Here is a 24,310-nt window from a genome sequence, read left to right as displayed (position 1 = left end):
GGGTGAAATTACCCGGGCCGCCCGCCGCGCCGCAAGCGCGCCGCGCTCTACGATGCCGCCCGACTGCCCCCGGGCGGCATTTTTCTTTCCGACGGTGCCTGAATGACCCAGCGTCCCTACATCGACCCGACGTCAGCCGCCGCGGAAGCTCCGGCTCCGCCGCCCGCCGAGGCGCCAGCGGCCTGGCAGCAGGCCTCGCACCGCCCACGCCCCAAGCCTGGCCGCGTGCCGCGTCCGGCCTCCGCACCGAAGACGGGTTATTTCACTCGCCACTGGCGCGGCGAGCTGAGCCTGGTGCGCAGCTACTGGCTGAACAACTTCCTCGTCGCTGCGCCACTGGCCCTGCTGCTGACGGGCCTGATGAGCTGGATCAGCGTCAAGGGCGACTCGCTGCAGCTCAGCGCCATCGTCGTGCTGCTGGGCTTCCCGCTGCTGGTGGTACTGGACGTCTGGTGCCTGGTCGGCACCTGGCGCGCAGCCACGGCCTATCTGCGCCACCACGGCTCGCTGCTGTGGGGCTGGCTGGCCCGCATCACGCTGGTACTGGGCACGCTGCAACTGGCCGCCTCGATACTGTTTGGCTTCCTGCCCGGCGTGGGCGAGTTCTGGCAGATGGCGCGCGGCATTGACCCGATCGGCCAGGCCCAGTTCAGCTTCTCGGCCGACGGCCGCAGCCTGCGCCTGGAGGGCGTTATCGGCATGGGCGACGGAGAGCGGCTGCGCACGCTGCTTGGCAGCGAGGCTGCGCGCGGGCTCAAGCGCGTGGAGCTGTCGTCGCCCGGCGGCCGCGTGCGCGAGGCCGAACGCATGGCCAGCGCGCTGAAGGCCCACCACCATGAGGCGCGCGCCGTCGGCACCTGCGCCAGCGCCTGCACGCTGGTCTTCCTTGCCGGCAACCCGCGCCACCTGGCACCGCAGGGGCAACTGGGCTTTCACCGCGCCTCGACCGGCACCTACAACCCGGTCTTCGAGGAACTGGCCAACCAGCAACTGGCCCAGACCTACCGCGAGCTGGGACTGCCGCAGGGCATGATCGACAAGACGCTGCGCACCTCGTCTCGCAGCATGTGGTTCGTGCCGCGCGAGGAGCTGCAGGCGCACGGGTTGATCGCGCCGTCGCCGCGCACCATGGCCATCCCGCTGCCACTTGCTGCCGCCCCCCAGGCCGATTACGAAGATGCGCTGCACATGCACCCGGTCTGGGAAGCGCTGGACCGGCGCGCGCCTGGCACCATAGATGCGGTGGCCCAGCGCATGTCGGCGGCCCGCGCGGCAGGCGCCGCAGACGACGATGTGCAGGCCACCGCGCTGGCGCCATTGGCGGCCCAGATGCCAGCCCTGGTCAATGGCACGGACAGCGCGCAGCGCCGACGCTATGTGCAGCTCGTCGCCGACCAGCTCAAGGCGCTACGCACGCCGGCCCAACCCGGAGCCCGGCCGGTGTGCCGCGACCTGCTGGACGGCCGCCTGGGTGCGCGCCAGCAGGTTCCCGTCGAGTTGCAGGCCCGAGAGACCCAGTGGCTGCTGGACGTGGCCAGCGGCCCGCCGCCGCGCAGACAGCCCAAGCCGCCGAGCGGCATCGAGATCGAGGTGCTCAGCCGCTCGGTGGGTGCGTCCGCGCAGGGCATGCTGGCGCGCCTGTGGACCGATGCATCCGACAGCGCCGGCGCTGGCACCGCCTGCGAGCCCGTCATCGCCCTGCTGGAGCGGCTGCCGGCCCAGCCACCGGCACGGCGCGAGCTGGCCGAAAGACTGCTGTTCCACCCTCGCTGACGCCCCCTTTTTTCTCGTTTCTTCATGGAGTTGCTCTCGTGACCTTTGCCTCCTCACTGCGCCTGTCGCGCCTGCCCTTGCTGGCCACCCTTCTGGGCCTCAACCTGTCGGCGCAGGCAGCGCCTGCTGCCGTCAGCTTCGACACCACACCACGCGCTGGCCAGCACCAGCGCCAGATGATCGACATGCAGGCCGTCATGCGCATGCGTCTCGAGGCCGGTCCGGATGCCACGGAGGAACAACGCGCCAAGATCGCCCAGACGGCAACGCAGATGAGCCAGACCGGGCCTGTGAAGATGGCCCTGCAGATGCAGCAGGTCATGAAGGTCGGCATGGCCGACACCGGGGGGTGGCTGCCGGTGACCGTGTCCGTCACCAACAAGGGCGGCACCATGGAAGTGGGCGGCAGGACGATGCCGCTGCCCAAGAACAACGCGGGCGATCTGAGCTTCTCTGCCCGCTTCAATCCCAAGGACTTCAGCTTCGACGTGCAGCAGTTCGATGGCGGTTCGCCGGAGCTGAAGGCCGCCATGGGCCAGCAGGCCACTGCCGTGATCGGCGAGGCCCTGCAGCTGTACAAGGCGCTGGCCCAGCGGCCGCTGAAGATCGGCGAAAGCGTGGATGTTCCGTTCAACATGGCCCTGCCCATGCCCATGCCTGGCGGCGCGGGCAACATGCAGAGCACGGTGCGCTACACGCTGGTGCGCGTGGCCAACGGGGTGGCTCATTTCGACCTGGCCATGGACCTCAAGATGGACATCAGCACCCCGCTGCCCCGCCCCGCGGCAGCGGCGTCGGCGGCATCTGCCGCTGGAGCCGACGCTGCCGATGCCCCACCCCAGATGATGCAGATGGTGATCAACGGCAGCGGCAAGGGCAGCAGCTCGCTGCGCCTGGCCGACCGGCTTCAGCAGGCCAGCCGCCTGTCGATGAACATGAAGATGACGATGAACGGCCCCGACAACGGGCGCATGCTGATGGAGATGGACATGGACATGCAGTCCAAGGGTGAGTCGCTGGCCAAGCCGGCCGCCAAGAAGAAGCCCTAGGCCTTTTCGACGACGACGAAGCTGACCGCATAGTCGGTCTCGTCGCTGAGCGTCACCTGCCCACTCAACCCACGCTCGGCAAACCAGTCCGCCAGCGCGCCGGAGAGCCTCAGCACCGGCCGGCCGCTGGCCTCATTGAGGATCTGGCAGTCGGGCAGGCGCATGGGCAGGTGCAGGCCCAGGCCGATGGCCTTGCTGAAGGCCTCCTTCGCGGAGAAGCGCGTCGCCAGGTAGCGCAAGCCCCTGGCCTCGGCGCGCGCGCGGCGCGCGCGGAAGACCTGCAGTTCCTGCGGCCCAAGGACCTTCTCGGCAAAGCGCTCGCCGCGACGGGCCAGCGTGGCCTCGATGCGGCGGATGTCGCAGATGTCGGTACCAATGCCGTAGATCATGGGAGGGCGATCACGAGGTTGCGGATGGGCTGGCCATCGAGCATGAAGTCGGTCTCGCCGACGACGCGCCCGCCTTCTCTGCGATAGAAGCGCTGGGCGCGCTCGTTGCCCACCCAGACACTGAGCCACAGCGCCTGGCCTGGCCAGTTGCCCCGCGCAGCGGCCAGCAGCCGGGCACCCACGCCATGGCCGGTGCAGGGCGGTGCGACGTACAGCCGCTCCAGTTCGAGCAGCAACGGCTCTGCCGCGGGTGCCGGCACGCCCTGTCGGATCTGGGCGAAGCCTTGCAGGGCCCCGCTCTCGCCTTCCGCCAGCCATAGAGCCTGCTGCGGATCGGCGATCAACCGTTCGAAGGCAGCCGGCGTGAAGGAGGTGGCCAGATACGGCAGGAAGCGGGACTCCACGCCGTGTGTGGCATAGCTGTCCAGCCACACCCAGCACGCCAGTGCCGCAAGGCGGGGCGCGTCATCCGCGACTGCGCGGCGCAGGATCGCCGCTGCCCCTGCGCCCGGCCGGATGGGGCTCATGCGTAGGCCGTCGCGATCACGCGTTGGTAGGCACGCACCGTCTCGGCATAGCCCAGCTCCAGCGCGTCGGCGATGAGGGCATGGCCGATGGAGGCCTCCAGCACGCCGGGCACGTGGCGCAGGAAGACGCTGAGGTTGTCGCGGTTCAGGTCGTGGCCGGCATTGATGCCCAGCCCCGCCCTCAGCGCGGCCTCGGCCGTCGCCGTGAAGCCGGCCAGGACCTCGGCCTGACCCGCGGTGCCGAAGGCGCTGGCGAAGGTCTCGGTGTAGAGCTCGATGCGGTCCGCGCCGAGCTCTGCCACGGCGGCCATGGCGGCGGGGTTGGGGTCCATGAAGAGGCTGACGCGCACGCCCAGGTCCTGCGCCTCCTGGATCAGCGGCGCCAGGCGTCCGGCATCGGCAGGCAGCGTCCAGCCATGGTCCGAGGTGAACTGGTCTTCCGCATCGGGCACGAAGGTCACCTGGTGCGGACGGTGGCGGCGCACGAAGTCCATCAGGTTCTGCGTCGGGTTGCCCTCGATGTTGAACTCGGCCTGGGGCCATTCCTTCAAGAAGGCGGCGAGGTCGTCGACGTCGCTCGCGCGGATGTGGCGCGCATCGGGACGCGGGTGCACGGTGATGCCCTGGGCACCCGCCAGCAGGCATTGCTCGGCCGCACGCAGCACGCTGGGGATGCCGAGGTGGCGGGTATTGCGCAGCAGCGCGACCTTGTTGACGTTGACCGACAGGGCGCAGCGGGCGCCAGCATGAGCGAGCGGATTCATGGAGTCAGGAGTCGAGCAGTTGTTGCACGTCCACCATCAGCGCGCGGGTGCGCAGCGCCTGGTGGCCCAAATGGTAGTGGAGCAGTCCGCGCAGCGTCGTCTTCAGGGTCGAAGGTGCGGCCGCGCAGGCCTGGCGTAGCGCCGCCGGGCTGCCGTGCAGCAACGCGGCCTGCAGCTGGACCAGCAGCGCGCCGGACAGGCTGGCATCGCCCGTCGGCGGGATCAGGCCGGACTCGGGCGAGAGCTGGTAGCGGCGGGCCGGCTCGATCGGCGCCTGCGTGGGCGTAACGACGCTGAGGTCCGGCAGCAGGCCCAGCTCGGCCAGCAGCTTGAGCTCGAAAGCGCGCAGCGCGGCATCGCCCTCGGCCAGGTGGGCCAGCGCGTCGGCATAGGCGTCAAAGAGCTGCGGATGCGGATCGTGGCGGGCCAGCAGCTTGAGCAGCAGCTCGTTCAGGTAGTAGCCGGAGAACAGCGCCGCACCGGCCGGCAGCGTGGCGCCACCGCCCCATTCGGCGCTGCGCAGCGTCTGCACCTCCCCGCCATCGGGCGAAGCCGATTTGCCGGGCCTGCTGAGGCTGACGGTGATGCGCTGCAGCGGCAGCAGCACGGCGCGCAGCTGCGAATATGGCCTCTTGGCACCCTTGGCCGCGACGGCCACTCGGCCGGACTCACGCGTGAACAGGTCGAGGATGAGGCTGGACTCGCTCCAGTCGTGCTGGTGCAGCACATACGCCGGCTGCACCAAAGGCGCGCGGCTTGCGGTCACCGTCCGGCGCCGGGCCGCCGCGAGCCGGGCGAACCCCGTTGGGGGGTCGCAAGCGTACCCGCCGGACTGGGGGCCTCATTCATAGCCGTAGCTGCGCAGATGCTCTTCCGTATCCGCCCAGCCGGAACGTACCTTGACCCACAGCTCCAGGAACACGCGGCCGTCCATCAGGTGCTCCAGTTCCTGGCGCGACTCCGAGCCAATGCGCTTCAGCCGCTCACCGCCCTGGCCGATGATCATGCCCTTGTGCGCATCGCGCTCGACAACGATGCTGGCGCTGATGCGGCGCAGCTCGCCCTCCTCTTCCCACTTGTCGATGACGACGGTGGATGTGTAGGGCAGCTCGTCGCCGGTCAGGCGGAACAGCTTCTCGCGGATGATCTCGCTGGCGAGGAACTTCTCGCTGCGGTCGGTCAGCGCGTCCTCGTCATAGAACCAGCCCTGCTCCGGCAGATAGGGCTTGAGGATCTTGAAGAGGCGGGTCACGTCCGCCTCCTTCTTGGCCGACAGCGGCACGAACTCGGCAAAGTTGCGGCGCTCCTGCATGCCCTTGAGCCAGGGCGCCAGCTCGGCGCGGCGGTGCACGGCGTCGAGCTTGTTGGCGATCAGCACGACGGGCTTGTCCTCGGGCAGCAGGCCCAGCACCTTGGCATCATCCAGGCCGAAGCGGCCGGCCTCGACGACAAACAGCACCAGGTCCACGTCGGCCAGCACGCCGTGCACGGTGCGGTTCAGCGTGCGATTCAACGCGGCGTTGTGCCTGGTCTGGAAGCCCGGCGTGTCGACGAAGACGAACTGTGCCTCGTCCACGGTGCGCACGCCGGTGATGCGATGGCGGGTCGTCTGCGCCTTGTCGGAGGTGATGCTGACCTTCTGGCCCACGAGGGCGTTCAGCAGCGTGGACTTGCCCACGTTGGGTCGACCGACGATGGCGATCAGGCCACAACGCTGAGCGGACGGCTGCGGTACTTCGGATGCGGGCACGGTGGGCTCGGTCATGGTTTGCCTCGTTCGGCAGTCAGTCTATCCAGCAGGCGGCGGGCTGCCTCCTGCTCGGCGGTGCGGCGGGAACGGCCGACACCCAGTTCGGCCACGTCGAGCGCCGGCACGGCGCATTCGACCTCGAAGGTCTGGGCATGGGCCTGGCCACGCGTTGCGACGATACGGTAGCTCGGCACGGCAATGCGGCGGGCCTGCAGCCATTCCTGCAGCGCGGTCTTGGCGTCCTTGGCGAAGTCGCCGGCACTGGTCGACGTGGCAATGGTCTCGCCGAGCAGGCGGCGCACGATGGCGAGCGCGGCGTCATAGCCAGCGTCGATGTAGGCGGCGCCAAGCAGTGCCTCGACCGCATCGGCCAGGATGGAGGGGCGCTGCGCGCCGCCGCCGCGGGCCTCACCGTCGGACATCTTCAACACGGCCGGCAGGCCCAGCGCCAGGCCCAGCTTGTGCAGGCTGTCCTCGCGCACGAGGTGGGCGCGCACGCGGGTCAGGTCGCCTTCGTCGGAGCCGGCGTATCGCTCGTAGAGCAGGCTGGACACGGCCAGGCTGAGCACGGCGTCGCCGAGGAATTCCAGCCGCTCGTTGTGGTCGGCGCCATAGCTGCGGTGCGTCAGCGCGCGGGTCAGCAACTCGGTCCGCTGGAAGCGATGGCCGAGGCGGCGTTGCAGGTCGTCGAGAGCGGCGTTCATTGACGCGAGGCAGGCGTCAATGCCGTCAACGCGACTTGCCCCGGTACTTGATCATCAGGTAGACCGGACCGAAGAGGTCGATCTCCCGATCCCAGGCGAACTCGATGACGACCTTGTCGCTGCCATCCTTGGTGACGACCAGGTCGCCCCCAGTGATGCTCTGGATGGAGTACTCGACCTGCCTGGCCTTGTCGAACTCCTGGCGCACCTGCGGCACGGTGGACGGGTTGCCCGCCGCGATACGGTCGACGACGCGCTGCACGGTGTAGTACTCGAGCACGGTCGGAAAGACCTTCATGCCGATGACGGCCACCACGGCAATGACGCCGCCCCAGAACAGCAGGCCGATCAGCGTGAGGCCACGCTGGCGGTGCAGCGAGGAGGGGAAGGTGGTGCGAGCGGGACGACGGTGGCTCATCTGCATCAATCGAATCAATCGAAGAAGGTTCCGACGCGCTTGAGGTTACCGAAATTCATCCAGACCAAGAAGGCCTTGCCGACGATGTTCTCGTCGGGCACGAAACCCCAGAAGCGCGAATCGCGCGAGTTGTCACGGTTGTCGCCCAGCATGAAGTAGTGGCCGGCCGGTACCTTGCAGGTCACGCCTTCGATGGTGTAGCGGCAGTTCTCGTTGAACGGGAAGGGGCCGTCGGCACGGTCGGCACGGAAGAAGCGCTGCGCGTCGGGCTGGACGAGGATCTGGTGCTCCTTGTCACCCAGCTTCTCCAGGAAGCGTTGGCGGTAGACGCGCGCGTCCTCGTCGTAGAAGTTGCCCTGGGGCTGCACGGGCGCGGCCTGGCCGTTGATGTAGAGCTTCTGGTTGATGTAGCTCACTTCGTCGCCCGGGATGCCGGCAACCCGCTTGATGAAGTCGGTACTCGGGTCTTCGGGGTAACGGAAGACCATCACGTCGCCGCGCTTCACGTCGTTGTTGGCGATGATCTTCTTGTTCAGCACCGGCAGGCGCACACCGTAGTGGAACTTGTTGACGAGGATGAGGTCTCCCACCAGCAGCGTGGGCACCATGGAGCCCGACGGGATCTTGAAGGGCTCGAACAGGAAGCTGCGCAGCAGGAAGACGACAAGGATCACCGGGAACAGGCCGGCGGTCCAGTCCAGCCACCAGGGCTGCTGCAGGATCTGCTGGCGTGCAGGCTCGATGTCGCCGTCCACGCGCGAGATGCCCTGGGCGGCCAGGGTCTCGCGGCGCTTGGCGTCATTGGCGGCAAGCGCATCGGCCGCCGCGCGTCGGGCCGGTGCGAAGTGGAAACGCTCGGCCAGCCAGTACAGCATGGTCACGGTCGTCAGGATGAAGAGCAGCAGCGCGAAGTTGCCATTCCAGCGGCCGACGTACCAGCCGCCCAGATAGGCCACCAGGGCCGCGTACAAAACACCGGTCAGAGCGCTCATCGGGGAGGTTTTCAAGGCTGGATGGGGGAGTTCAATCGTCGACTTGCAGGATGGCGAGGAAGGCTTCTTGCGGCACTTCCACCGAGCCGATCTGCTTCATGCGCTTCTTGCCGGCCTTTTGCTTTTCCAGCAGCTTGCGCTTGCGGGTGATGTCACCGCCGTAGCATTTTGCCAGCACGTTCTTGCGCAGCGCCTTGATGTTCTCGCGGGCGATGATGTTGGCGCCGATGGCGGCCTGGATGGCCACGTCGTACATCTGGCGCGGGATCTGCTCGCGCATCTTGGCAGCCACCGCGCGGCCGCGGTACTGGCTCTGGCTGCGGTGCACGATCATGGCCAGCGGGTCGACACGGTCACCGTTGATCATGATGTCGACCTTGACGACGTCGGCCGCGCGGTATTCCTTGAACTCGTAGTCCATGGACGCATAGCCGCGCGACGCGCTCTTGAGCTTGTCGAAGAAGTCCAGCACGATCTCGGCCAGCGGGATCTCGTAGGTCAGCATGACCTGCTTGCCGTGGTAGGCCATGTTGAGCTGGATGCCGCGCTTCTGGTTGGCCAGCGTCATGACGACGCCGACATAGTCCTGCGGCATGTACAGGTGCACCGTGACGATGGGCTCGCGGATCTCTCGCATGCGGCCGATGTCAGGCATCTTGGACGGGTTTTCGACCTGGATGACCTCGCCGTCGTTCAGCTCCACCTCGTAGATGACGCTTGGCGCCGTGGTGACAAGGTCCTGGTCGAACTCGCGCTCCAGGCGCTCCTGCACGATCTCCATGTGCAGCAGGCCCAGAAAGCCGCAGCGGAATCCAAAGCCCAGCGCCTGGCTGACCTCGGGCTCGTAGCGCAGCGAGGCGTCATTGAGGCTGAGCTTCTCCAGCGCGTCGCGCAGCTGGTCGTACTCGCTGGCCTCGGTCGGGTACAGGCCCGCGAACACCTGGGGCTGGATCTCCTTGAAGCCTGGCAGCGCCTCCGTGGCCGGCCCGGCGTTGTTGGGCAGCTTCTTTTCCAGCGTGATGGTGTCGCCGACCTTGGCCGCGGCCAGTTCCTTGATGCCGCAGATGATGAAGCCCACCTCACCGGCCTTCAGCGCATCGCGGTTTTCGCTCTTGGGCGTGAACACGCCCAGGTGCTCGATGGGATAGACGGCGTTGGTGGCCATCATGCGGATGCGCTCGCTCTTGCGCAGTTCGCCGTCCACCACGCGCACCAGCATGACGACGCCGACGTAGTTGTCGAACCAGGCGTCGATGATCATCGCGCGCGGCGCGCCCTCGGGGTTGCCCTTGGGCGGGGGCATCTTGGTGATGACGGCTTCCAGGATCTCGTCGATGCCCATGCCGGTCTTGGCCGAGCACGGGATGGCGTCATCGGCGTCGATGCCGATGACGTCCTCGATCTCTGCCTTGGCGTTGTCCGGATCGGCGGACGGAAGGTCCATCTTGTTCAGCACCGGCACCACCTCGACGCCGAGATCCAGCGCCGTGTAGCAGTTGGCCACCGTCTGCGCCTCCACGCCCTGGGACGCGTCGACGACCAGCAAAGCTCCTTCACAGGCGGACAGCGAACGGCTCACTTCATAAGAGAAGTCCACATGGCCCGGCGTGTCGATCAGGTTCAGGTTGTAAACCTGCCCGTCCTTGGCCTTGTACTGCAGCGCGGCCGTCTGCGCCTTGATCGTGATGCCACGCTCGCGCTCCAGGTCCATGGAGTCCAGCACCTGCGCTTCCATCTCCCGGTCGCTCAGCCCTCCGCAGCGCTGGATGATGCGATCGGCCAGGGTGCTCTTGCCGTGGTCGATGTGGGCAATGATGGAGAAATTGCGGATGTGATTCATCTGATCTCGGCAGCGCAGTGCTGATGGACACAACGGCTTCGGCCGTTGCGCCACACGCTAACTTCGCAAAGCGAAGTGAAGCGCGGTGAAGCCGCGCGGCGGCGGGCAAAAAAAAGGCACGTCGAAGAGGCGACGTGCCTTCCAACAAAAGGTATGGCAACTGCTTGTTGGGCCTTCATTGTAGCCAAAAGGCCCGGCCGGGAAACCGCACCAGCATTGGTTTTCCGGCCGTTGCAGGCTGCCAACAAGGAATTTCATCCACAACTTATCCACAAGTTCCTGTGGATCGCCTGTGGATCAAATCGGGGCGCTGTCGGCGGGCGTCGATTCCGTCGTCAGACACCCTTTCAGCGGAGCGTCTGACCTGGATTTTAGCGGTCCGCACGAACAATCGACGGTCCATGCAGAAAGTTAGCATGTGCCAACTTCCAGCAGCAGTGGACAACCTTGGCCGTCGCCCGTCGTCGCTTTGCCGCATCGCGGAAAGCCCGAGCAGACAGCCCAGGTTTGTGCCGCGTCAGCGCGCCGGCTTGAGCAGCACGAAGCTGACCTCGTCACCCCGGCGCACCACCAGGTTGATGACCTTGGCCTTGTCCGCCTTGGCGATCTGGGCCTGGAAGGCCTTGACCGAGGTCACCTCGACGTTGTCCACCGAGAGGATGAGGTCGCCCTCGCGCAACCCCACGCGCGCCGCGGCACCGGTGGCGCTGTCCACCTTGATGCCGGACTTGAGCTTCAACTCCTTGCGCTGGGCCTCGGTCAGCTCGGACACCTTGAGCCCCAGGGCCGCGCTCGGCGCCGCGGCTGGCGCAGGCTGGCTGGCGCCATCGCCATCCGGCTTCTTGCTGCGCTCATCCTCGCCAATGGTGACGACGATCTCCTTGGTCACGCCACGGCGGAACACCGTCAGCGTCGTCTTGGCGCCGGGCTTCACGTTGGCCACCAGGCGGCGCAGATCGGCGGCCTTGTCAACGATCTTGCCATCGACCTTGGTGACCACATCGCCCCCCTCCACGCCGGCCTTCTCGGCCGGGCTGCCGGCGACAACCGATCGGATCACCGCGCCCTGGGGCTTGCCCAGGCCGATGGCTTCGGCGATTTCCTTGGTGATGTCGTCGGGCAGCACGCCGAGGTAGCCGCGGACGACCCGGCCGCCGGCGCGGAGCTCGTCAGCCACGCGGATGGCATCGGCGATGGGGATCGCGAATGCGATGCCCATGTAGCCGCCGCTCTGGCTGTAGATCTGCGAATTGATGCCGATGACCTCGCCGCGCATGTTCACCAGCGGACCGCCGGAATTGCCGGGATTGATCGCCACGTCGGTCTGGATCAGCGGCAGCAGGTCGCCGGTGTCGCGCTGCTTGGCGCTGATGATGCCGGCCGTCACGGTGTTCTCCAGGCCGAAGGGCGAGCCAATGGCCATCACCCATTCCCCGACGCGGGCCTTGTTGCTGTCGCCAACCTTCACGACGGGTAGGCCGGTGGCCTCGACCTTCACGACGGCCACGTCGGAGCGCTGGTCGGCGCCGATGATCTTGGCCTTGAGCTCGCGCTTGTCGGTCAGCGTGACGATGACCTCGTCGGCCCCCTGGACGACATGGGCATTCGTGAGCACATAGCCGTCGGCACTGAGGATGAAGCCAGAGCCGACGCCGCGGCGCATCGGGCCGTCATCGTCCGGCGTGCCATCGCCACGCGGCGTGCCACGGCGCTGGTTGGGCACCGGGATGCCGAAGCGGCGGAAGAACTCCTGCATCGGCTCGTTCATCTCGGCCTGGCCTTCGGGCACCTTGACCTTCTCGACGGTGCGGATGTTGACCACCGCAGGCCCGACACGCTCCACCAGTTCGGCGAAGTCCGGCAACTCGCGCGGCTGCGCGGCAACCGGGGCCTGCCCCAGGGCCAGCGCCAGGGCCAGGGCCGTGCTGGAGAACAGGAAGCGCGCGCGCGCGGGATGGAGGCGGTTCTCAGCGTGCATAAGGGATTTCCGGGAATTCAACCAATGAGATCGGGGACGGACAAAACAGATGGGGCGGTGCTGCGAGGCTTCAAGGAAGCGGATGGGAAGCGGCGGGCTCCGGCAGAGCCAACGCCCAATCGATCACTTCCGGCGGTGCGTCGGCCGCCAGCGTACGGCCTGCAGCGGTCTGCGCAAAACTCAGGCCGCCAAGCCCTTGCGCTCGCGGTGTCGGGACGGGTGCCGCGGCGACGAGGGTCTGCGTCGCCGGAGCCGGCCGCAGCACGCCCACACCCAGAGCCAGGGCCACGAAGCTGGCCGCGACAGCAAGCGGCGCCAACCAGTCACGCCCACGCGGATGCGCCACTGCCGCGGCCGGCAACTGTGCATGCAGGGCAGCAAGCAGCGACTCCGGCTCCCGGTGCAGCGGCGACAGCTCGGTGGCGCGCAAGCCGTCCGCGGTCGCGTGCCAGAGCGCCCAGCGGTCGCGCAAGGCCGGGTCGCGCGCCCACGCAGCATTCACCTGCGCCCAGTCGGCCGGCGTCGCTCGCCCGTCCATGACGGCCGACAGGGCTTCGGCCAGCACTTCGTCCGTGCGACTCACCATCGCCGCCCTCCCCCGCCACCCAGCAATGGGCGCAGACGCGCAGCGACCGCCTCGCGCGCGCGAAAGATGCGCGAGCGCACGGTGCCCTGCGGGCAGTCCATCAGGTCGGCAATCTCGTCGTAGCTCAAGCCATCAACCTCTCGCAGCAACAGCGCCCGGCGCTGATCCTCGGCCAGGGCGGCGACCGCGTCGTCCAGTTCCCGGGCCAGCTGACGTCCCGCGAGCAAGGCCTCGGGGGTCGCATCGTCGCTTGGAGTAGCGTCCGTGCCGAAAGTTCCTTCGTCGCCGTCCAGGGATTCGACAGGTCGCTGGCGGGCACGATGGCGCTTGGCCGCGTTGATCGCGATGCGGTAGATCCAGGTATAGAAGGCGCTCTCGCCGCGAAAGGCCGGCAGCGCACGATAGGCAGCCAGGAAGGTCTCCTGGCACAGGTCGGCCACATCGGCGGGATCGCGCACGCTGCGCGACAGAAGGCGCTCGACGCGGCGCTGGTACTTCAGCACCAGCATGTCGAAGGCGGCACGGCTGCCCTGCTGGGCCTCGCGCACGAGTAACGTGTCGGCCTCGGTCGTCATCGCTGCGTCGCGCCGCATGGCGTGGCAAAAGGCGTCGCTCGCAGCGCCCCCCAGGCGGGCGGCCGGGCACGCGACGGCCGCAGCCGTTGCGAAGCGGAACTGATCCCCAGCAGGCGCAAGGCGTCGAGATCGATCGGCGGGGCCAGCTGCACGGGCGCCTCGTCATCGCGGCCGGGATCGGCCAGCCACCCGCCCAGGACATGATGAAGGGGAGAGGCGGCCATGCTGGCCGGGCCTCGGCGCCGCTGGTCGGCGGCCGCGAAGGCCGCGATCAACGCGACAACGGCCTGCACGGCCGGCCGAGGCAGGATTTGCACGGCGACCGGCGGCGTGCAGCGCATCGCCGGGACTCGGCGTCGTCAGACGCGCTTGAAGATCAGCGTGCCGTTGGTGCCGCCGAAGCCGAAGTTGTTCTTCGCGGCGTACTCGATCTTCATCGGCCGCGCCTCGTTGGCGCAGTAGTCCAGGTCGCACTCGGGATCCTGGTTGAAGATGTTGATCGTCGGCGGGGCGACCTGGTCGCGGATGGCCAGCGCCGTGAAGACCGATTCGATGCCGCCCGCGCCGCCCAGCAGGTGGCCGGTCATGGACTTGGTCGAGCTGACGACCATGTTCCTGGCATGGTCGCCGAAGGCCAGCTTGATCGCGTTGGTCTCGTTCACGTCACCCAGCGGCGTGGAGGTGCCGTGGGCGTTCATGTACTGGATCTGGTCGGGGTTGATACCCGCGTTGCGCAGCGCCGCGCGCATGGAACGCTTGGGGCCGTCGACGTTGGGCGCGGTCATGTGGTACGCGTCTGCACCCATGCCGAAACCGGACAGCTCGCAGTAGATCTTGGCGCCACGCTTCTTGGCGTGCTCGTACTCCTCGAGCACAAGCACACCGGCACCCTCGCCCAGCACGAAGCCGTCGCGGTCCTTGTCCCAGGGGCGGGACGCGGTAGCCGGGTCGTCGTTGCGGGTCGACAGTGCGCGGGCGGCGGCAAAGCCACCGATGCCGAGCGCCGACACCGCGCCTTCGGCACCGCCCGCGATCATCACGTCGGCGTCGCCGTACTCGATGAGGCGGCCGGCTTCACCGATCGCGTGCAGGCCCGTGGTGCAGGCCGTCACGATCGCCAGGTTGGGGCCCTGGAAGCCGAAGTTGATGGAAACATGGCCCGAGATCATGTTGATGATCGAGGCCGGGATGAAGAACGGCGAGATGCGGCGCGGGCCGCGGTTCATCAGTTCGGTGTGGGTGTCTTCGATCAGCGGCAGGCCGCCAATGCCGGAACCCACGAGCACGCCGATGCGCTCGGCCTGTTCTTCGGTCAGTTGATCGCCGGTCGGGATGCCGGAGTCGCGCACTGCCTGGAAGGCCGCCGCCAGGCCGTAATGGATGAAACCATCCATGTGCCGGGCTTCCTTGGCGGGGATGTAATCCTCGATATTGAAGCCCTTGACCTCACCCGCGAAGTGGCACGCCAGGTTGCTGGCATCGAAGCGGGTGACGGTGGCAATGCCGGAACGTCCGGCGAGGATATTGGCCCAGCCTTCGGCAACGGTGTTGCCGACGGGACTGATAAGGCCAAGACCGGTGACGACGACGCGGCGACGGGTCATGCAGTGCGGATCAGGGATCAGAGTTGCGAGAGAGAAAAGGCCTCAGGCCTTCTGGTGCTTGACGGCGTAGTCGATCGCCAGCTGCACGGTGGTGATCTTCTCGGCTTCTTCGTCGGGGATCTCGATGCCGAACTCGTCTTCGAGGGCCATCACCAGTTCCACGGTGTCCAGAGAATCGGCGCCCAGGTCGGCAACGAAAGCCTTCTCGTTCGTAACGTCGGCTTCCGCCACGCCGAGTTGCTCGGCGATGATTTTCTTGACTCGTGCTTCGATATCGCTCATGACTCCTCCAGGAGGGGTTTGCAGAAAACAGCCCAGCATTCTACGGGCTCTAGATGGGCGCCCCTAAATCAGGGGGCCCGGGCCTGATCAGGCCATGTACATGCCGCCGTTGACGTGCAGCTCGGTGCCGGTGATGTAAGCACCGCCGGATGACGCCAAGAAGGCAACCGCCGCGGCGATTTCCTCGGGCGCACCGAGGCGGCCCAGCGGGATCTGGGCCAGAAGCGCAGCCTTCTGGGCCTCGGGCAGCACCTCGGTCATGTCGGTGGCGATGAACCCCGGCGCGATGCAGTTGACCGTGATGCCTCGGCTACCCAGCTCGCGGGCCAGCGAGCGGGTCAGCCCGGCCACGCCTGCCTTGGCGGCGGCGTAGTTGGCCTGACCGGCATTGCCGGAGGCGCCAACGACCGAGGTGATGTTGATGATGCGTCCCGAGCGCTGCTTCATCATCGGCTTGGTCGCCGCGCGGGCGAGGCGGAAGACGGCCTTGAGGTTGGTGTCCAGCACGGCGTCCCAGTCCTCGTCCTTCATGCGCATGGAGAGGGTGTCGCGGGTGATGCCGGCGTTGTTGACGAGCACATGCAGGCCACCGTCCTTGGCGACGATGTCGTCCACGGCCGCCTGGCTGGCGGCGGCGTCGGTCACGTTCAGCACGATGCCGCGGCCACCGAGGGGCGCCAGGGCCTGCGTGATGCCGTCGGCACCTGACTCGGATGTCGCGGTACCGATGACGCGCCAGCCTTCGTGGGCCAGGGCCAGCGCGATGGCGCGGCCGATGCCGCGGCTGGCGCCTGTGACGAGGGCGACGCCCTTGGATGCGGATTCAGTCATGGGTTCAGCCTCCGCCCAGGAGGGCACGGGCCTCGGCGAGCGAGGCGGGATCGAAGACGCAGGCGGCCTGCAGTTCGGCGTCGATGCGCTTGGCCATGCCGGTCAGCACCTTGCCGGGGCCGGCCTCGACGAGGTGTCCCACGCCGCGGGCCTTCAGCGCCTGGACGACCTCGACCCAGCGCACCGGGCCGAAGGCCTGGCGGTAAAGCGCGTCGCGCAGCGCGTCGGCACTGTCCGTCACGGCCACGTCGATGTTGTTGACGACCGGGAAGGCGGCAGCCTGGAACTGCACGGTGGCGAGCTTCTCCTTCAGACGCTCGGCGGCCGGCTTCATCAGGCTGGAGTGGAAGGGTGCGGACACCGGCAGCGGCAGCGCGCGCTTGGCACCGGCCGCCTTCAGGATCTCGGCCGCCTTCTCCGCACCGGCCTTGCTGCCGGCAATGACCGTCTGCTTGGGGTCGTTGAAATTGACCGCCTCGATGGCTTCGCCGGTCTCGGCGGCCGCCTTGGCGCACCCTTCGCGGACCGCGTCACCGTCCAGGCCCAGGATGGCATACATGGCACCGGCGCCTACCGGCACGGCCTCCTGCATGGCCTGGGCACGGAAACGCACCAGCGGCAGCGCTTCGGCCAGGCTCAGCGCACCGGCCGCGACCAGGGCGGTGTACTCGCCCAGCGAGTGGCCTGCCGCAGCGACGGGCAGGGCGCCCGTCTCAGCCACGAAGGCGCGCCAGCAGGCAATGCCGGCCGTCAGCATGACCGGCTGGGTGTTGGTGGTCAGGTCCAGCTGGTCCTTGGGGCCGGCGTGGATCAGCGCGGCGATGTCCTCGCCGAGGGCGGCCGAGGCCTCTTCCAGAGTGCGGCGCACTTCCAGGTGGTCGCCCCAGGCGTCGAGCATGCCGACGGCCTGCGAGCCTTGGCCGGGAAAGACAACGGCAAAAGGTGCAGTCATAGGTTCAGTTCCAGTTCGATGGCAGTCCAGGTCCGCCGTCACGGCGGGCCGGGATCGCTAGTACTTCAACAGGGCGGCGCCCCAGGTGAAGCCGCCGCCAACGCCTTCCAGCATGAGGGTATCGCCGCGCTGGATGCGGCCGCTGCGCACGGCGACGTCCAGCGCCAGCGGCACGGAAGCTGCCGAGGTGTTGCCATGCTCGTCGACGGTGACGATGAGCTTGTTCAGGTCCATCTTCAGCTTCTTGGCCGTCCCCTGCATGATGCGGATGTTGGCCTGGTGCGGAATGAGCCAATCGAGGTCGGCATCCGTCATGCCGGCCTTGTCCAGCACAGAACGCGCCACCTTCTCCAGCACGCCGACGGCGAGCTTGAAGACGGCCTGTCCGTCCATCTTCAAGAAGGGACTGCCAAGCACCTGGCCACCGGCAACGGTGCCGGGCGTGCACAGGACGTCGACATGGCGCGAGTCGGCATGCAGCTCGGTCGCAAGGATCCCGGGCTCGCTGCTGGCGCCCAGCACGACCGCGCCGGCGCCATCGCCGAACAGCACGCAGGTGGTGCGGTCCTTGAAGTCGAGGATGCGCGAGAACACCTCGGCGCCGACGACCAGGGCCTTGTTGGCTGCGCCGCTCTTGATCATGGAATCGGCCACGCTGAGCGCGTAGACGAAGCCGGAGCAGACGGCCTGCACGTCGAAAGCTGCGCAGCCGTGCACACCGAGCTTCCTCTGCAGCAGGCAGGCGGTCGACGGGAAGACCATGTCGGGCGTGGACGTCGCGACAATGATGAGGTCGAGCTCCTCAGCGACGATGCCGGCGGCGTCGAGCGCAGCCTGTGCGGCCGGGAAGGCCAGGTCGCTGGAGGCCTGGTCGGGCGCCGCGAAATGGCGGGCGCGGATGCCGGTGCGCTCGACGATCCAGTCGTCGGAGGTCTCGATGCCGTCGGCCGCGAGGCGTGCGGCCAGGTCCTGGTTGGTCACCCGGTCGGCAGGCAGGAAGCTGCCGGTGCCAAGGATGCGGGAATAGCGGGGTGTAAGGATTCCAGTGGGGCTCATGCAGCCTGCGCGACGGAACTCGCCGCGTTGTCTCCAGCATCGCCCGCCTTCGCTTGCAGCGTGGCGACGATGCGGTCGTGGACCCGGTCAAGCAGCCGGTTGCGGGCGGCATCATAAGCGCGGGCCAGGGCCTGCTCGAAGGCGAAGGCATCAGCCGAGCCATGGCTTTTGAACACCAGGCCGCGCAAGCCCAGCAGCGCGGCGCCATTGAAGCGACGGTGGTCGACACGGTGCTTGAAGGCCTTCAGCACCGGCAGCGCGATCAGTGCAGCAGCCTTGGTCAGCAGGTTGCGGCTGAACTCCTCCTTGATGAAGGCGCCGATCATCGTGGCCAGGCCTTCAGAGGTCTTGAGCATGACGTTGCCGACGAAGCCGTCGCAGACGACGATGTCCGTCGTACCCTTGTAGATGTCGTTGCCCTCGACGTTGCCGAAGAAGTTCAACTGGCCGGCGCCGCCCGCCGCGCGCAGCAGTTCGCCGGCCAGCTTGATGGTCTCGCTGCCCTTGATCGCCTCTTCGCCGATGTTGAGCAGGCCGACGCTGGGCTCGGCGATGCCATCGACGGCGGAGACCAGTGCACTGCCCATGACGGCGAACTGCAACAGGTGCTCGGCCGTGCAATCGACGTTTGCACCAAGGTCCAGCACGGTCGTGAACCGGCCGCACTGGTTGGGCATAACAGTAGCAATGGCTGGCCGGTCTATGCCATCCAGTGTCTTCAGCAGATAGCGGGCGACGGCCATCAGCGCACCGGTGTTGCCGGCCGACACGCAGGCATGCGCCCGGGCCGGATTGCCCTCTCGGTCGGCCTTGAGCTGCTGGAGGGCGACGCGCATGGAGGAGTCACGCTTGCGGCGCAACGCGACCTCGACCGGGTCGTCCATCGTGACAACCTCGCTGGCCGCAACGATCTGGCAGCGCGGCCAGGCGGCAGCGGCCTTCAGCGCCTCAGGCTGGCCCACGAGGATGAGTTCGGCGGCAGGGTGCTTGTCGAGAAAGGCGCGGCAGGCCGGCAGCGTGACCGAGGGGCCGTGGTCGCCGCCCATGCAGTCGACGGCCAGACGGATCGGTTCGGGTGCTTCACGCAAATCACGCAAAGGGGCGGTCATTTCAGTGGTTTCGGTGAGCCACAAAGACCAAACCCGGCACTGCGCGATACGCAGGCCGGGTCGGCAGATTCATCGAGGGTTCGGCGCCGCGCCAGGCGGCACCCGGCACCATCAGGCCGCGTCGGCCTTGCTCTTCAGCACCTTGCGGCCACGGTAGAAGCCGTTGGGGCTGATGTGGTGGCGCAGATGCACCTCGCCCGTCGTCGGCTCGATGGCCGTACCCGGGGTCACCAGGGCATTGTGGGAACGATGCATGCCGCGCTTGGAGGGCGACTTCTTGTTTTGCTGAACGGCCATGAGATTCTCCGAATTCTGCGGAACAGTGTGCGGGGTTTGGGGTTGCGACCCCGGGGAGTGAGATCAAGGCTCGAACTCCAGGCCGCAGAAAAGCCCACGAGTGTAGCACCGGATCATCAATTCGCCAAGCTGCACCGTTCTGGCTGTGTGCAACGGCGAAATCGGCCATGGCGTCAGTTGTCCCGCCGCTTCAGCGCGGCAAGCTTGGCAAAGGGGTTGGGACGCTCCTCGACCTCGAATTCTGTCGCATCGTCGCCATGGGGCAGGGGCTCGGGGCAGACCTCATGGCGCGGCACCAGGGGCAGGGCCAGCAGCATCTCGTCCTCGATCAGCTCGCGAGCATCCAGGTGCCGCGGCAAGGCCAGCACGTCGTCGTCGCTGTCGACGTCCAGCGCCGCCGCCTCCGCCTCGGTGTCGACGAAGCGGATCCATCGGTCGATGTCGATGTCCTCGAACACCGGCTTCAGGCAGCGCTGGCAGGTCAGCGCCACACGGCCCGCGGCGGTCAGGTGCAGCCAGGTCTGTGCCTTGCCGCCCTTGGGTTGACGGATCTCTCCATGCAGGCTCCAGCGCAGGGCGGGCCAGCCGCTGGCTGGCGCCTCGGGCGCAGCCGCGTCGGCCAGCCGCTCCAGCGAGACCGCCGGCCACTCGCCGGCCAGGCTGGCTTCGTCATGGGCCAGGGCGGCGACGTCAAGCTTCTCGGGAACAAAGGCGCGCGATTTCATGTCCAGGAGTTTAGGCGGGGGAAAATGCCCCGATGCCCCCTTTGATCCTCGCCTCGACCTCCCGCTACCGGCGAGAGCTGCTGACCCGGCTGCGCCTGCCCTTCGAGGCGGTGGCCCCCGAGGTCGACGAGACCGCCCTGCCCGGCGAGACGCCGGCAGCGCTTGCCGAACGGCTGGCCCTGGCCAAGGCCAGGGCCGTCGCTGCATTGCGGCCAGGTGCCATCGTGATCGGCTCGGATCAGGTCGCGGATCTCGGCGGCGAGGCCGTGGGCAAGCCGGGCACGCACGAGGCCGCGGCGGCACAGCTCCAGCGCATGAGCGGCCGCGAGGTGGTCTTCCAGACCGCCGTGGCCGTCGTCGCCCCAGGTCTGGCCGCCATCGAGCGGGCCGAGGTGCGCGTGCGCTTTCGCGAGCTGAGCGACGCGACCATCGAGTCCTATCTGCGCATCGACCAGCCCTATGACTGCGCCGGCAGCGCCAAGGTCGAGAGCTTGGGCATCGCGCTGCTGGAAGCCGTGGAGTCCGATGACCCAACGGCCCTGGTCGGCCTGCCGCTGATCCGCACCTGCGCGCTGCTGCGCCGCGCCGGCCTGGAGCCCCTGGCATGACCACCGCGCCGATGAAGGGCCGGCTGATCCTGATGCCCAACACGCTGGACTTCGGCGTGGACGACACCCTGGACCTGCGTGAGGTACTGCCCCAGCGCGTCATCGAGCAGGCGGCGCGGCTCACCCATTGGGCGGCCGAGAACGCCAAAACGACGCGAGCGCTGCTGAAACGCGTGGACACCGTGGCGCCGCTGGCCCAGCCGCTGCAGGCCGTGCAGATCGCAGAGCTGCCCCGCCCTCCCAAAGGTGGGCCGTCAGGCGGCAAACCCGCCGCAGACGACACGGCCACCTGGCGCACCCTGCTGGCCCCGGCCCTGGCCGGACACGACCTGGGGCTGATCTCCGAGGCCGGCCTGCCGGCGGTGGCCGACCCGGGCGCCCGCCTGGTCGCGCTGGCGCACGAGGCCGGTATCGAGGTGCTGCCGCTGTCGGGGCCCAGCTCGCTGCTGCTGGCGCTGGCGGCCAGCGGCCTGAACGGCCAGAGCTTCGCCTTCGTAGGCTATCTGCCGGTGGACTCGGGCGGACGCACGACCCGCATCCGCGAGCTGGAGGCGCTGTCGACCAAGGCGAGGCAGACCCAGTTGCTGATCGAGACGCCCTACCGCAACGAAGCGCTGCGACAGGCACTGCTCGCGGCACTGAAGCCGACGACCCGGCTTTCCATCAGCGTGGGCCTGACGCTGCCGGGTGGCTGGACGCGCACCGCGACGGTGGCGGACTGGAAGCGCGGCGGCAGCCCCCTGCCCGACCGCATCCCCGCGGTGTTCGCGCTGCTGGCCTAGGTTTCGGCTGGTGCCGGCTTCTTGGCGCCAAACAGCGCGGCGACCTGCCGCTTGGGCTTGATGTAGCTGGACAGGCCCTTGCCCCCCCCTGCCGGCACAGCCGTCTTGGATTTCTCCCAGGCCGGAGCGCTGTCTCGCTCACCCGCCTCATAGGGCTTGTCGAAGAACGGGTCGGCGGGCGGCGCTGGCGGACGGTAGGCCGGGCGCGCGGCACGCGGCGGCGCATCCTCACGCTCAGCGCCGTCGTCGCGGCGCCGGCGCTCGAAGCGCGGACGGTCGCCGCCGTCCAGTTCGAAGGCGTCGAGGTCGATCTTGCGCTTGATCAGCTTCTCGATGTCGGCCACCAGGCGCGCATCCGCCTTGGTGACCAGCGTGACCGCCAGGCCCGACGCACCGGCACGACCGGTGCGGCCGATGCGGTGCACGTAGTCCTCGGCGTTGAAGGGCACGTCGTAGTTGAAGACGGCCGGCAGGTCGGCAATGTCCAGGCCGCGGGCCGCCACGTCGGTGGCCACCAGCACATCCACCTCGCCACGCTTGAAGGCGTCCAGCGACTTCAGCCGCTCGTCCTGCGACTTGTCGCCGTGCAGGGCCGCCGTACGCAGGCCGTCGCGCTCGAAGGCGCGCGCCAGCCGGGCGACGCCCAGCTTGGAATTGCCGAACACGATGGCTTGCCGGATGCTGCGCTCACGCAGGATCTGGCGGATGATGGCGCGCTTGTCGTCGTCAGTCGCGCTGTAGAAGCGCTGCTCGACGGTGGACGCGGTCTGGTTGGGCCGCGCCGTCTCGACCAGGATGGGATCCTGCAGGTAGCTCTGGGCCAGGCGCTTGATCTCAGGCGAGAAAGTGGCCGAGAACAGCAGCGTCTGGCGCGCCTTGGGCAGGAAGCTGAGGATGCGCTGCAGATCGGGCAGGAAGCCGATGTCCAGCATGCGATCGGCCTCGTCGAGCACGACGTACTCGACCTGGTTGAGCACGCAGTTCTTGGCCTCGATGTGATCCAGCAGGCGACCTGGCGTGGCGATCAGCACCTCGACGCCGGCCTTGAGCTGGGCCGTCTGCGGCTTCATGTCCACGCCCCCGAAGACGACGGCCGAGCGCAGTTGGGTGTGCTTGGCGTACTTCTTGACGTTGTCGGCCACCTGGTCAGCCAGTTCGCGGGTGGGCGCCAGCACCAGGGCACGCACGGGATGGCGGGCCGGCGAGACGCTGGCAGTCTCATGCTTGAGCATGCGCTGCAGCAGCGGGATGGAGAACGCCGCCGTCTTGCCCGTGCCTGTCTGCGCGGCGCCCATGACGTCGCGCCCCTCCAGGACGATGGGGATCGCCTTGGCCTGGATGGGCGTCATCGTCAGATAGCCGGAATCGGCGACCGCGCGAAGCAGCTTGGCATCCAGCGGCAGGGTGTCGAAACGGGCAGGAATCGGGGCGGGTGCGTCGGCCGCGGTAGCGGCCTGGGACGAAGAGACTGTGTCGCTCATAGCCCTCGATTATCTCCGGGGCCGTCGAAAACGCGCATCAGCGCCGAACCACCATCCATTTGGGCGTCTTGAAACGCACGATGCGCCTGTACAGCATCACGTAGATCAGGCCGAAGGCCACCATGCAGGCCACGATCATCACCGTCGAGTCCCAGAACAGCAGGGCCGGTGCCAGCGACGTCAGGCACAGCATCCATAGATAGGGCGCGGTCATCGAGTTGCGGCGGGTCAGGACCCGCGCATCACGCGCGCCGATGGCCCAACGCATCAGCCGGCGGTAGATCAGGGAGTGCAGGTGGATGCCGTCCGGCAACCCCGGGGGCACGGAGCGGACGATCTTGCGCCGGTACATGGAGAACACCGTCTCGAATACCGGGTAGATGCAGACCATCAGCGGAAACAGCGGCGACACCTCGGCGTTGCGGCTGATCAGCAAGATGCCGATCTCGGCCAGATAGAAGCCCAGGAAGTAGGCGCCACCATCGCCGAGAAAGATCAGTCCGGCGGGAAAGTTCCAGACGAAGAACCCGAGGGCGGCGCCGACACCGGCCAGCGCCCATAGCGCCAGCGTCACGTCGCCAACCTGATAGGCCACGTACGCGAACGCGAGCAGCATCAGGCTCACGCACATGGACGACAGGCCGTTGAAGCCATCGATGATGTTGACCGAATTCGCCACGCCAGCCACGGTGAACACGGTGGCCACCCACGCCCCCAGCGCCGTCGACACCAGCCAATCCAGCCCGGGCAGATCGGTGCGCGTGATGGTTGCGCCGATCAGCCAGATGCCCAGCGCCGCAGAGGCGGCGGTCGCAAGCAGTCGCTTGGCCGGAGAAACACGCTTGGTCATGTCTTCGACCAAACCCGCCAGAAAGGCGGGCAAGCCGCAGGCCAGCAGCAGGGCGCCGAGCCGCCAGGTGGCGTGATGCGCCCAGGTCGCCACGGCGACGCAGGCGACCAAGCCCAGGAACATGCCCACGCCACCGACGCGCGGCACGGGTCTGGCATGGAACTTCTGAGGCCCGGACAGATCATGGTCTGCCCACCGGTGGCTGTAACGTCCCGCTGCATGCACGACGGCCAGGGTCACGGCCGCGGACACGGCGAAGGGAAGAACGAAATACAGCATCTGGCGCCAGTTTACCGGCCCGTACAATGACGGGTTTGGCAATCGCGCCGCAGAAACGCTGCTTCGCTCACCCATGATCAGGTGCAGCCCGAGACGCTTTCTCGGGAGC

At 67.8% G+C, this 24,310-nt stretch carries 27 protein-coding genes; 4 read left to right on the top strand and 23 right to left on the bottom strand.

Annotated elements, in window-relative coordinates:
• The first annotated feature begins 102 nt into the window (after positions 1-102).
• Both QM732_RS02010 and QM732_RS02005 read left to right on the top strand, forming a co-directional pair.
• Positions 103-1,773, top strand: a complete 1,671-nt coding sequence (locus QM732_RS02010) for a hypothetical protein (protein WP_415654542.1) — start codon at positions 103-105, stop codon at positions 1,771-1,773.
• Between the two features lie 38 nt (positions 1,774-1,811).
• Positions 1,812-2,822, top strand: coding sequence for a hypothetical protein (locus QM732_RS02005; RefSeq protein WP_415654541.1), 1,011 nt, complete (start codon positions 1,812-1,814; stop codon positions 2,820-2,822).
• On the opposite strand, the gene acpS is transcribed toward QM732_RS02005, so the two are convergent.
• The 21 genes from acpS to QM732_RS01900 form a co-directional block, all read right to left on the bottom strand.
• Positions 2,819-3,211, bottom strand: coding sequence for a holo-ACP synthase (gene acpS, locus QM732_RS02000; RefSeq protein ID WP_415654540.1), 393 nt, complete (start codon positions 3,209-3,211; stop codon positions 2,819-2,821). The genes QM732_RS02005 and acpS overlap by 4 nt on opposite strands.
• Complete coding sequence (locus QM732_RS01995; protein ID WP_415654539.1) at positions 3,208-3,738, bottom strand: GNAT family N-acetyltransferase; 531 nt, start codon at positions 3,736-3,738, stop codon at positions 3,208-3,210. The genes acpS and QM732_RS01995 overlap by 4 nt, the downstream gene beginning before the upstream one ends.
• On the bottom strand, positions 3,735-4,502 hold the full coding sequence (locus QM732_RS01990) for a pyridoxine 5'-phosphate synthase (protein WP_415654538.1): 768 nt from the start codon (positions 4,500-4,502) through the stop codon (positions 3,735-3,737). The genes QM732_RS01995 and QM732_RS01990 overlap by 4 nt, the downstream gene beginning before the upstream one ends.
• Positions 4,503-4,506: 4 nt before the next feature.
• On the bottom strand, positions 4,507-5,268 hold the full coding sequence (recO, locus tag QM732_RS01985) for a DNA repair protein RecO (protein ID WP_415654537.1): 762 nt from the start codon (positions 5,266-5,268) through the stop codon (positions 4,507-4,509).
• A 75-nt stretch (positions 5,269-5,343) separates the two neighbouring features.
• Positions 5,344-6,267 carry a GTPase Era gene (era, locus tag QM732_RS01980; protein WP_415654536.1) on the bottom strand — a complete coding sequence of 308 codons (924 nt, stop codon included), beginning with the start codon at positions 6,265-6,267 and terminating at the stop codon, positions 5,344-5,346.
• Positions 6,264-6,956, bottom strand: a complete 693-nt coding sequence (gene rnc, locus QM732_RS01975) for a ribonuclease III (protein WP_415654535.1) — start codon at positions 6,954-6,956, stop codon at positions 6,264-6,266. Before rnc ends, era begins: the two co-directional genes overlap by 4 nt.
• 25 nt (positions 6,957-6,981) lie before the next feature.
• A complete protein-coding gene (locus tag QM732_RS01970) occupies positions 6,982-7,374 on the bottom strand; it encodes a DUF4845 domain-containing protein (protein WP_415654534.1) in 393 nt (130 codons plus the stop codon).
• Between the two features lie 14 nt (positions 7,375-7,388).
• Positions 7,389-8,366 (bottom strand): signal peptidase I, encoded by a 978-nt coding sequence (gene lepB, locus QM732_RS01965; protein ID WP_415654533.1) that lies wholly within the window; start codon positions 8,364-8,366, stop codon positions 7,389-7,391.
• Between the two features lie 31 nt (positions 8,367-8,397).
• The gene (lepA, locus tag QM732_RS01960) at positions 8,398-10,206 is read right to left on the bottom strand and encodes a translation elongation factor 4 (protein WP_415654532.1); all 1,809 of its coding nucleotides are present in this window, start codon (positions 10,204-10,206) and stop codon (positions 8,398-8,400) included.
• 517 nt (positions 10,207-10,723) lie between these two features.
• Positions 10,724-12,184: a DegQ family serine endoprotease gene (locus tag QM732_RS01955; RefSeq protein WP_415654531.1), complete on the bottom strand. Its 1,461-nt coding sequence runs from the start codon at positions 12,182-12,184 to the stop codon at positions 10,724-10,726.
• 70 nt (positions 12,185-12,254) lie between these two features.
• Positions 12,255-12,770: an RseA family anti-sigma factor gene (locus QM732_RS01950; protein WP_415654530.1), complete on the bottom strand. Its 516-nt coding sequence runs from the start codon at positions 12,768-12,770 to the stop codon at positions 12,255-12,257.
• Positions 12,764-13,363 carry a sigma-70 family RNA polymerase sigma factor gene (locus tag QM732_RS01945; RefSeq protein WP_415654529.1) on the bottom strand — a complete coding sequence of 200 codons (600 nt, stop codon included), beginning with the start codon at positions 13,361-13,363 and terminating at the stop codon, positions 12,764-12,766. The genes QM732_RS01950 and QM732_RS01945 overlap by 7 nt, the downstream gene beginning before the upstream one ends.
• Positions 13,342-13,686, bottom strand: a complete 345-nt coding sequence (locus QM732_RS01940) for a hypothetical protein (RefSeq protein ID WP_415654528.1) — start codon at positions 13,684-13,686, stop codon at positions 13,342-13,344. The genes QM732_RS01945 and QM732_RS01940 overlap by 22 nt, the downstream gene beginning before the upstream one ends.
• Before the next feature lie 18 nt (positions 13,687-13,704).
• Positions 13,705-14,949, bottom strand: a complete 1,245-nt coding sequence (gene fabF / locus QM732_RS01935; RefSeq protein ID WP_415654527.1) for a beta-ketoacyl-ACP synthase II — start codon at positions 14,947-14,949, stop codon at positions 13,705-13,707.
• A gap of 42 nt (positions 14,950-14,991) precedes the next feature.
• Positions 14,992-15,231 carry an acyl carrier protein gene (acpP, locus tag QM732_RS01930; protein WP_056204266.1) on the bottom strand — a complete coding sequence of 80 codons (240 nt, stop codon included), beginning with the start codon at positions 15,229-15,231 and terminating at the stop codon, positions 14,992-14,994.
• 87 nt (positions 15,232-15,318) lie between these two features.
• A complete protein-coding gene (gene fabG / locus QM732_RS01925) occupies positions 15,319-16,062 on the bottom strand; it encodes a 3-oxoacyl-ACP reductase FabG (RefSeq protein WP_415654526.1) in 744 nt (247 codons plus the stop codon).
• 4 nt (positions 16,063-16,066) lie between these two features.
• Positions 16,067-17,014: an ACP S-malonyltransferase gene (gene fabD / locus QM732_RS01920; protein WP_415654525.1), complete on the bottom strand. Its 948-nt coding sequence runs from the start codon at positions 17,012-17,014 to the stop codon at positions 16,067-16,069.
• A 57-nt stretch (positions 17,015-17,071) separates the two neighbouring features.
• Complete coding sequence (locus tag QM732_RS01915; protein ID WP_415654524.1) at positions 17,072-18,070, bottom strand: beta-ketoacyl-ACP synthase III; 999 nt, start codon at positions 18,068-18,070, stop codon at positions 17,072-17,074.
• Positions 18,067-19,179 (bottom strand): phosphate acyltransferase PlsX, encoded by a 1,113-nt coding sequence (gene plsX, locus QM732_RS01910; protein ID WP_415654523.1) that lies wholly within the window; start codon positions 19,177-19,179, stop codon positions 18,067-18,069. Before plsX ends, QM732_RS01915 begins: the two co-directional genes overlap by 4 nt.
• 111 nt (positions 19,180-19,290) lie before the next feature.
• Complete coding sequence (gene rpmF, locus QM732_RS01905) at positions 19,291-19,476, bottom strand: 50S ribosomal protein L32 (protein ID WP_415654522.1); 186 nt, start codon at positions 19,474-19,476, stop codon at positions 19,291-19,293.
• 173 nt (positions 19,477-19,649) lie between these two features.
• Positions 19,650-20,201 carry a YceD family protein gene (locus tag QM732_RS01900; RefSeq protein WP_415654521.1) on the bottom strand — a complete coding sequence of 184 codons (552 nt, stop codon included), beginning with the start codon at positions 20,199-20,201 and terminating at the stop codon, positions 19,650-19,652.
• Between the two features lie 32 nt (positions 20,202-20,233).
• Here QM732_RS01900 and QM732_RS01895 point away from each other — a divergent pair, with 32 nt between their 5' ends.
• Together QM732_RS01895 and QM732_RS01890 are read left to right on the top strand one after the other, a co-directional pair.
• Positions 20,234-20,809, top strand: coding sequence for a Maf family nucleotide pyrophosphatase (locus QM732_RS01895; protein WP_415654520.1), 576 nt, complete (start codon positions 20,234-20,236; stop codon positions 20,807-20,809).
• Entirely contained in the window at positions 20,806-21,591 is a 786-nt protein-coding gene (locus tag QM732_RS01890; RefSeq protein ID WP_415654519.1) for an SAM-dependent methyltransferase, read from the top strand. The genes QM732_RS01895 and QM732_RS01890 overlap by 4 nt, the downstream gene beginning before the upstream one ends.
• Here the strand turns inward: QM732_RS01890 and QM732_RS01885 are convergent.
• Positions 21,588-23,072 carry a DEAD/DEAH box helicase gene (locus tag QM732_RS01885; RefSeq protein WP_415654518.1) on the bottom strand — a complete coding sequence of 495 codons (1,485 nt, stop codon included), beginning with the start codon at positions 23,070-23,072 and terminating at the stop codon, positions 21,588-21,590. The two genes, QM732_RS01890 and QM732_RS01885, sit on opposite strands and share 4 nt — an antisense overlap.
• Positions 23,073-23,109: 37 nt before the next feature.
• Entirely contained in the window at positions 23,110-24,201 is a 1,092-nt protein-coding gene (locus QM732_RS01880; protein WP_415654517.1) for an MraY family glycosyltransferase, read from the bottom strand.
• Positions 24,202-24,310 lie beyond the last annotated feature (109 nt).

The sequence above is a fragment of the Roseateles sp. genome (assembly GCF_047654805.1).
Classification (GTDB): Bacteria; Pseudomonadota; Gammaproteobacteria; order Burkholderiales; family Burkholderiaceae_C; genus Pelomonas.
Note: the sequence above shows the minus strand (reverse complement) of the source record. Positions and strands in the feature narration are given on the sequence as shown.

What these genes read in the sequence shown, in the direction of transcription:
- QM732_RS01945 (WP_415654529.1), bottom strand. Translation starts at nt 13,363, where the DNA reads ATGCGGCGCGACGCAGCGATGACGACCGAGGCCGACACGTTACTCGTG.
- fabG (WP_415654526.1), bottom strand. Translation starts at nt 16,062, where the DNA reads ATGACTGAATCCGCATCCAAGGGCGTCGCCCTCGTCACAGGCGCCAGC.
- lepB (WP_415654533.1), bottom strand. Translation starts at nt 8,366, where the DNA reads ATGAGCGCTCTGACCGGTGTTTTGTACGCGGCCCTGGTGGCCTATCTG.
- QM732_RS01955 (WP_415654531.1), bottom strand. Translation starts at nt 12,184, where the DNA reads ATGCACGCTGAGAACCGCCTCCATCCCGCGCGCGCGCGCTTCCTGTTC.
- QM732_RS01915 (WP_415654524.1), bottom strand. Translation starts at nt 18,070, where the DNA reads ATGAGCCCCACTGGAATCCTTACACCCCGCTATTCCCGCATCCTTGGC.
- QM732_RS01880 (WP_415654517.1), bottom strand. Translation starts at nt 24,201, where the DNA reads ATGCTGTATTTCGTTCTTCCCTTCGCCGTGTCCGCGGCCGTGACCCTG.
- era (WP_415654536.1), bottom strand. Translation starts at nt 6,267, where the DNA reads ATGACCGAGCCCACCGTGCCCGCATCCGAAGTACCGCAGCCGTCCGCT.
- QM732_RS01940 (WP_415654528.1), bottom strand. Translation starts at nt 13,686, where the DNA reads ATGCGCTGCACGCCGCCGGTCGCCGTGCAAATCCTGCCTCGGCCGGCC.
- QM732_RS02010 (WP_415654542.1), top strand. Translation starts at nt 103, where the DNA reads ATGACCCAGCGTCCCTACATCGACCCGACGTCAGCCGCCGCGGAAGCT.
- QM732_RS01885 (WP_415654518.1), bottom strand. Translation starts at nt 23,072, where the DNA reads ATGAGCGACACAGTCTCTTCGTCCCAGGCCGCTACCGCGGCCGACGCA.
- QM732_RS01895 (WP_415654520.1), top strand. Translation starts at nt 20,234, where the DNA reads ATGCCCCCTTTGATCCTCGCCTCGACCTCCCGCTACCGGCGAGAGCTG.
- fabD (WP_415654525.1), bottom strand. Translation starts at nt 17,014, where the DNA reads ATGACTGCACCTTTTGCCGTTGTCTTTCCCGGCCAAGGCTCGCAGGCC.
- QM732_RS01950 (WP_415654530.1), bottom strand. Translation starts at nt 12,770, where the DNA reads ATGGTGAGTCGCACGGACGAAGTGCTGGCCGAAGCCCTGTCGGCCGTC.
- acpP (WP_056204266.1), bottom strand. Translation starts at nt 15,231, where the DNA reads ATGAGCGATATCGAAGCACGAGTCAAGAAAATCATCGCCGAGCAACTC.
- QM732_RS01970 (WP_415654534.1), bottom strand. Translation starts at nt 7,374, where the DNA reads ATGAGCCACCGTCGTCCCGCTCGCACCACCTTCCCCTCCTCGCTGCAC.
- QM732_RS01900 (WP_415654521.1), bottom strand. Translation starts at nt 20,201, where the DNA reads ATGAAATCGCGCGCCTTTGTTCCCGAGAAGCTTGACGTCGCCGCCCTG.
- QM732_RS01990 (WP_415654538.1), bottom strand. Translation starts at nt 4,502, where the DNA reads ATGAATCCGCTCGCTCATGCTGGCGCCCGCTGCGCCCTGTCGGTCAAC.
- rnc (WP_415654535.1), bottom strand. Translation starts at nt 6,956, where the DNA reads ATGAACGCCGCTCTCGACGACCTGCAACGCCGCCTCGGCCATCGCTTC.
- acpS (WP_415654540.1), bottom strand. Translation starts at nt 3,211, where the DNA reads ATGATCTACGGCATTGGTACCGACATCTGCGACATCCGCCGCATCGAG.
- lepA (WP_415654532.1), bottom strand. Translation starts at nt 10,206, where the DNA reads ATGAATCACATCCGCAATTTCTCCATCATTGCCCACATCGACCACGGC.
- plsX (WP_415654523.1), bottom strand. Translation starts at nt 19,179, where the DNA reads ATGACCGCCCCTTTGCGTGATTTGCGTGAAGCACCCGAACCGATCCGT.
- fabF (WP_415654527.1), bottom strand. Translation starts at nt 14,949, where the DNA reads ATGACCCGTCGCCGCGTCGTCGTCACCGGTCTTGGCCTTATCAGTCCC.
- QM732_RS01995 (WP_415654539.1), bottom strand. Translation starts at nt 3,738, where the DNA reads ATGAGCCCCATCCGGCCGGGCGCAGGGGCAGCGGCGATCCTGCGCCGC.
- rpmF (WP_415654522.1), bottom strand. Translation starts at nt 19,476, where the DNA reads ATGGCCGTTCAGCAAAACAAGAAGTCGCCCTCCAAGCGCGGCATGCAT.
- QM732_RS01890 (WP_415654519.1), top strand. Translation starts at nt 20,806, where the DNA reads ATGACCACCGCGCCGATGAAGGGCCGGCTGATCCTGATGCCCAACACG.